Consider the following 6,075-nt stretch of genomic DNA (forward strand, 5'->3'; position numbering starts at 1 on the left):
CTCGCGGCTTCGGCCTGGGGGGTGGGGGCGCGGGTGAGCTGCGGGGTGGGGGCGCGGGTGAGCGGCGCCGGCTCGGCACTTTCGCTGCGACGGGGCGCGGAGGTGGGGACGGCGGCGACCCCGGCGGCCACGGCAGCCGGTTTGATCTTGCGGGTGACCGGCGACGGGGCCGTGGCGCGGCCGGACGCCGGGGCGGTGCTCGCGGGGGCGGCCAGCTGCTCGCCGGCGAGCCACGCCGCCCCGAGCGCCACGGCCTGCTTGGGGTGCGCGTCCACGGCCACCGGGCAGCCCAGCTCCGAGCCGACCAGCTGCGCCACGACCGGCATCCGCGACGAGCCGCCGACGAGCAGGACCGAGTGCAGCTCCTCCGGGGTCGTGTCGGCCGAGCGGACGGCCCGCTTGAGCGCCTCGACCGTGCCGTGCAGCGCCGGGCGTACCATCGCCTCCAGCTCGGACCGGGTGAGCCGCACCTCGGTGACCGTGTGGGGGAGCAGCACCGGGATCGTGGTGTCGGTGTCCGCGGAGAGCGCCTCCTTGGCCTGCACGCACTCCTCGCGCAGCCGGGCGGCGGCGGTGACCGCGGCGGGGTCGTCCTCGTCGAGCTCCTCGAGCTTGCCGCCGAGCGCCTCGCGCACGTGCTGCAGCACGGCCGCGTCGAAGTCGGCGCCGCCGAGCCGCTCAATCCCCTCCGGACGGCCCAGGATCTCGAAGCGGACCCCGGTGCGCCGCAGCACCGCGGCGTCGAAGGTGCCGCCGCCCAGGTCGTAGACCGCGAGCGTGACCCCGGGCTCGATGTCCTGCGCGGCGGCCGCGGCGGCCTCGGGCTCGGTCGTCCACAGCACCGTCCCGGTCAGGCCGGCCTGCTCCGCGGCCTGCCGCATCAGGTCGATCTTGTAGCGGCCCCAGGTCGCGGGGTACGTCAGGCAGGTCACCGCCGGGGGACCGCCCGACAGCTCGGCGACCCGGCCCGCCACCGCCCGGATCAGCTCGGCGGTCAGCGCCTCGGCGGTCCGCGGCACGCCGCCGAGCAGCAGCGGCGTCGGATCCCCGAGCCGGCGCTTGAACTCGCGGGCCACCCGGTGCGGTTCCAGCAGCGCCCGGCGGCTCGCGGCCTCGCCGGTCAGGACCGTGCCGTCCGCGCGCAGCAGCACCACCGACGGGACGGCCGCGGTCCGGCTGCCCAGCGGGACGATCTCGGCGTGGCCGTCCCGCCACACGGCCGCGGCGGTGAAGGTGGTGCCCAGATCCAGGCCGAGTGCGTACATCGGGATCACTCCAGAGATGGCGTGGGGGTGGCCCGGGGGATTTCCCCGGTACGGTCCGGGCGCGGGCCGTCATAGGGTGGGCTCATGACTGCTCGCCCCCTCCGCGACGTGTTCGCCGAGCTGAGCGCGGGCGGCACGGCCGGCGATCCGGGCGAGCTGCTGAGCGCCGCCGGCCACCCCGGCCTGCCCGGCGAGCTCGTCGCCGAGGCGGTGGGCAGCTATGCGGACACGGCGCCGCCGGAGATCGCCGAGCATCTCGCGCCCTACCTGACGGGCGGCGACCCGGACTGGCCCGGCCTGCTGACCACGGTCCCGGCGCCGGCGGAGGCGGAGGAGCCCGCGGAGGAGGGCTTCGACTTCGGCGCGGGGGCCGGCGCGGCGCCTGCCGGGGCGGGCGAGGAGACGCCGGAGCTCGCCGAGGACGTGCCGATGACCTGGGACGAGCCCGGCGCCGCCGAGGAGCCGCCGCCGGACCCGCACGTCACCTGGGACGACGATGCCGGGCAGGCGTGGGCGGAGCCGGGCGACGACGACCTGCTCGACTGAGCACGTCATCGGTCCCGCGCCAGCCGGGCCAGCAGCCCCTCGCACGAGCGCACCGCGACCGTGGCGGCGACGCTCATCTCGTACCTGGTCAAGGGGTTCTCCGCGCGGCGCTGCCAGCGCTCGAGGGCCGCACCCGCCGCCTCGGCCTGGGCCGCGGGCCCGGCGTCCGGCGGCAGGCCGAGCCGCTCGCACGGGGAGCCGCCCGCGCCGCCGATCAGCCGCTCCAGCTCGTCGGTCACGTCCGGCTTGCCGGTGATCCAGCCGGCCCGCAGGCTCGACAGCACGCGCAGCTCGTTGAACGGGTGCGCCGAGGCGAGCAGCTCCTCCACGGCCGCGGCCACCGCGTCGCCGCCGGGCCGCACGTACGCCCGGGTGGTCTCGGCCAGTGCGAGCAGCGCCGACCGGCACTTGAGCACGTCGCGGCGCTGCAGGAACAGCGAGCCGATGATCTCGCGGAGCTGGGTGAGCCCGCTGCGCTCGGCCAGCTCCCGGGACAGCCCGGTGGCGGTGGTGGCGACCTGGCGGCGCAACAGCGTGCTCGCCAGCCGTACGCCGAAGATGCCGAACCGGCCCAGCAGCGCCTCGCGCTCCAGGGTGGTCAGCCCGACCTCGGGCATGGTGGTGACGAACCGGTCGGCCGACAGCAGCAGGTCCTCGGCCTCCCGCACGGGCAGCGCGGCGACCCGGCGCAGCTGGGCCACCTCCACCTCGGTCAGCGTCACGGCCGTCTCGGCCAGCAACCCCGCCACGGGTACGACCGACTGCACCAGCCGCCGCACGTTGGCATCGGTCCCCAGCCGGGCCGCGATCCGGCGCGCCGAGGCCATCGAGTCCAGCCGCCCCACCCCGATCTCGTCGGCGCGCGACAGCACCCCGATCGCGTTCACCGGGCTCGGCCGGGCCACCTCGGTGTCGTGGAAGGCGCGCAGGAACTCGACGTCGCCCGCGTGCAGGTGCCGCAGCAGGTAGACGACCGCGTCCGCCGGGGTCTCCTCGTCGTCGGGTACGAGCAGGTCCCACGTGCGCTCGACGACCTGCTCGGACAGCGAGCCGATGCCCGGGGTGTCGATCAGGGTGACCGTACGCAGCGCCCGCGCCGGCCACGTCACGACCAGCTGGCCCACGTCGTCCGGCCGCAGCCCGCCCAGGTCGACGTCGATGACCCCCTCCTCGCGGGTGAACCGCAGCTGCCGGGGCGGCCCGTCGCGCAGCAGCGCCCGCACCTCGTACCCGTGCCCGTCCTGGTACCACGTCACGATCCGCGTGCACTCGCCCGTGCCGGTCGGCGCCAGCCGCTCGCCGACCAGCGCGTTGAGCAGCGTGGACTTGCCGGCCTTCACGCGTCCGGCGACGGCCACCCGCAGCGGCGCGTCGAGGCGCTCGCGCATCCCGGCCAGCCGGCTGCCCGGCTCGGTGCCCCGGTAGACGTCGACGGCCTGGTCGAGCACGGACCGCGTCCGGTCGAGCAGGCTCATCCGAGCACCGCCAGCGCCCGCTCCCGCAGCCGGCGGACCCGGGCCAGTTCGGCCTCCACGTCCTTGAGCCGCTGTTCGCGGTCGGCGCGGCCGCGGGTGGCCGCCTCCGACGCGCTCGCCAGGGCCTGCGCGGTGGAGCGGTTGAGCTCCTCGGCCAGCCCGCTGTAGTGGTCGCGCAGCTGCCGCTGCACCCGGCGCAGCGTGTCGCGCGAGTCCTTGCCGGCCACGAAGGTGACCTCGTCGCAGTAGCGCCGGACGGCGTTGCGGGCCTCGGCGCGGCGCCGCTGCAGCTGGCGCTTTTTCTCCTCGCGCAGCCCGCGATGCCCCATGACCAGGCCGATCCCGATGCCGATCGGGCCCAGGGACACGCCGACCAGGCTGCCCAGGATGATGAACATCAGGGCCCCGCCGTACGCGTTCTTCAGCGCGACCATCGCCTGCTTGGCGACCCGCATCCGGGCGAGGTCGATCTTGTGCTCGAAGCCGTCGACGGTCGCGAGCCGCGCGGGGTCGTCCACGGCGAGCCGTCCGAGCAGCCCGCCCGACGCCTGGAGGAAGTGGGTGCCGACGCGCTCGCTGAGCTCGGTGGCCCGGACGCGGAGCAGGTCGTAGTTGGTCAGCAGCTCGTCGGCGAGCCGGGACCGCAGCCAGGGTTCCATCTCGGGCCAGGTGTCGGCGGGGTCGGCCGCCTCGATCTCGGTGTCCGCCTCGGCGAGCACGGCCCGCACCCGGGTCCGCAGGTCGTGGTCGATGTCGGCCATGAGGTCGGACACCCCGTCGGTGAGCGTCTGGTTCCACTTGGCGGCCGCGCTCCGCAGCGCCTCCACCTGCGCCTTCGCCTCGGTCAGCCCGGCCACGACCCGCTGTGCCGCGGCGGGGTCCGCCAGCGCCGCGCGCTCCGCGGTGAAGTGCGCGTCCAGCTGGTCGCACAGGCCGGCCACCTCGGCGACCGCCCCGGCGGCCAGCCGGTCGGCCGCGGACCCGCCGATCCGCTCGGTCAGGAAGGCGACCAGCTCGGGGAAGCCGGACTCGGCGTTCAGCGCGGCGTCGTTCCCCTTGATCGCGCGGGACCGCAGGGCGGAGGAGACGGGCAGGAGCGGCATCGGGCAGTGCTCGGCGAGGTGCTGCTCGTCGAGCTCCCGGATCCGCCGCCACGCCGGATAGAAGTCGGTCTTGGTGACGACGCAGACGACGACCTCGCACAGCGCCCGGGCGCGCCGCAGGAACTCGACCTCGCTGCTGGTCAGCTCCTGCGCGGCCCCGGTCACGAAGATCACCGCGTCGGCCATCGACACGGCGGCGAGGCTGGCCGCGGCGTGCGGCGACGACAGCCCGCCGACCCCCGGCGTGTCCACGAGCACCAGGCCGCCGGCGAGCAGCTTGCGCGGGATCCGCACCTCGACGCCGGTGACGCGGGCCTCGTGGGTGCCCTCCACGACGTACCTGCCGACGTCGGCCAGGGGAATCGGGTCGCGGCTCGTGTCGGCCAGCAGGATCGCCTCGGCCTTGTCGCCGTGGCGCACATAGGTCGGCAGGGCGGTGGCCACGTCGTCGTCCACGGTGCAGACGTCCGCGCCGACCAGCGCGTTGACCAGGCTGCTCTTGCCCTGCTTGAACTCGCCGGCCACGACCACGTGCGTGACGGGGTCGGCCAGGGCGCTGCGGGCGGCGGCGAGGCGGGCTGCCGCGTCGGGGCGGTCGTACGCCGTACAGGCCTGCAGGCCCAGGTCGACCAGGGCGACCGCCTTGCCGGCGGACTCGGTCACGGCTCACTCCTCTCGCCGTACTCGCCGGGTGCCGTCCCGGCAGCGGGGTCGTTCCTCCGCCGCCGGGACCCTCCGTTCGCACCCGGCCTTGCCGGTACGGCTGCTCAACCGGCGACGACAGTCGTGTCGTCACCGCTCTCGATGGTGTCGTCGTCGGACGCCCGCACATCGGTGTCGATGTCGACGCGGGTGTCGTTGTCGCTGATGGACGTGTCGTTGTCGGTGACCGTCGTGGTGTCGTTGTCCTCGACCGTGGTCACGGTCGTGTCGTTGTCGTTCACCGTCGTGTCGTTGTCGTTGACGGTCGTGTCGTCGTCGCTGAAGCTGCCGCGGGCGTCGCCGGTGCCGGAGATCGCGGAGCCCTGCGAGGCGGTGTTGCCCGACACGTTGGTGGCGTCCCCGTCGCCGAAGGCCACGGCGCTGTCGTCGATCTCGGCGTCCGGCAGGTTGGTCACGTCGCCGCCGCCGAAGTTGATGACCGACTCGTCGGCGCTGCCGTCCACCTGGGCGGTCTGGTTGCCGTCGCCCACCACGGCGTCGTCGAGCTCGTCGGCCACGATGCCGGTGTTGACGCCGGTGTTCACCGCGCCCGACAGGTCGTCGCCGGCCTGCACGGCGCCGTCGCCGGTGTTCGCCTGGCCGAAGTTCGAGCCGCCGATGATCTGCGAGCCGTCCCCGCCGGCCGAGGTGAGGTTGCCGCCCACGGCGGTGGAACCCGTCCCGGTCGCGGCCACGGCGTCGCCGGGACCGCTCTCGGCCACGGCCCGGTCGCCGGTCGCCGCGGTCACGTCGCCGTCGCCGGTGTTCGCCACGGCGCCGTCGCCGGACACGTCCACGGTGGTGTTCCTGGTGTCGATGTCCAGGCCGCCGAAGACGTTGCCGTCCACGTCGACGTCGAGGCTGTTGTCGGTCACCTTGGTGAAGCTGAGGTCGAGGTTCTGGGTGATGTAGTCGTCGCCCTCGTAGGTGGCGTAGGTGACGTAGTTGAGGTGCTGGGCGACGTGCTCGACCGACTGCGTGCCG

At 75.0% G+C, this 6,075-nt stretch carries 5 protein-coding genes; 1 reads left to right on the forward strand and 4 read right to left on the reverse strand.

The window, feature by feature from the left end; translation table 11 throughout:
* The coding region (locus tag RBH18_RS42715; protein ID WP_306216238.1) for an Hsp70 family protein at nt 1–1,265 on the reverse strand (1,265 nt) is incomplete at its 3' end.
* An 84-nt stretch (nt 1,266–1,349) separates the two neighbouring features.
* On the opposite strand from RBH18_RS42715, the gene RBH18_RS42720 reads away from it, so the two are divergent.
* On the forward strand, nt 1,350–1,811 hold the full coding sequence (locus RBH18_RS42720; protein ID WP_306216239.1) for a hypothetical protein: 462 nt from the start codon (nt 1,350–1,352) through the stop codon (nt 1,809–1,811).
* A 5-nt stretch (nt 1,812–1,816) separates the two neighbouring features.
* Here the strand turns inward: RBH18_RS42720 and RBH18_RS42725 are convergent, their stop codons facing one another.
* From RBH18_RS42725 to RBH18_RS42735, 3 genes are all read right to left on the reverse strand, one after another.
* Nucleotides 1,817–3,286: a dynamin family protein gene (locus tag RBH18_RS42725; RefSeq protein ID WP_306216240.1), complete on the reverse strand. Its 1,470-nt coding sequence runs from the start codon at nt 3,284–3,286 to the stop codon at nt 1,817–1,819.
* Complete coding sequence (locus tag RBH18_RS42730; RefSeq protein ID WP_306216241.1) at nt 3,283–5,052, reverse strand: dynamin family protein; 1,770 nt, start codon at nt 5,050–5,052, stop codon at nt 3,283–3,285. The genes RBH18_RS42725 and RBH18_RS42730 overlap by 4 nt, the downstream gene beginning before the upstream one ends.
* A 104-nt stretch (nt 5,053–5,156) precedes the next feature.
* On the reverse strand, nt 5,157–6,075 hold a 919-nt coding region (locus RBH18_RS42735), incomplete at its 5' end, for a hypothetical protein (protein WP_306216242.1).

Source organism: Actinoplanes oryzae (genome assembly GCF_030757795.1).
In the GTDB taxonomy this organism is placed as follows: Bacteria; Actinomycetota; Actinomycetes; order Mycobacteriales; family Micromonosporaceae; genus Actinoplanes.

Excerpts from the sequence above, each read along its gene's own strand:
- RBH18_RS42720 (WP_306216239.1), top strand. The coding sequence starts at position 1,350 with ATGACTGCTCGCCCCCTCCGCGACGTGTTCGCCGAGCTGAGCGCGGGC.
- RBH18_RS42725 (WP_306216240.1), bottom strand. The coding sequence starts at position 3,286 with ATGAGCCTGCTCGACCGGACGCGGTCCGTGCTCGACCAGGCCGTCGAC.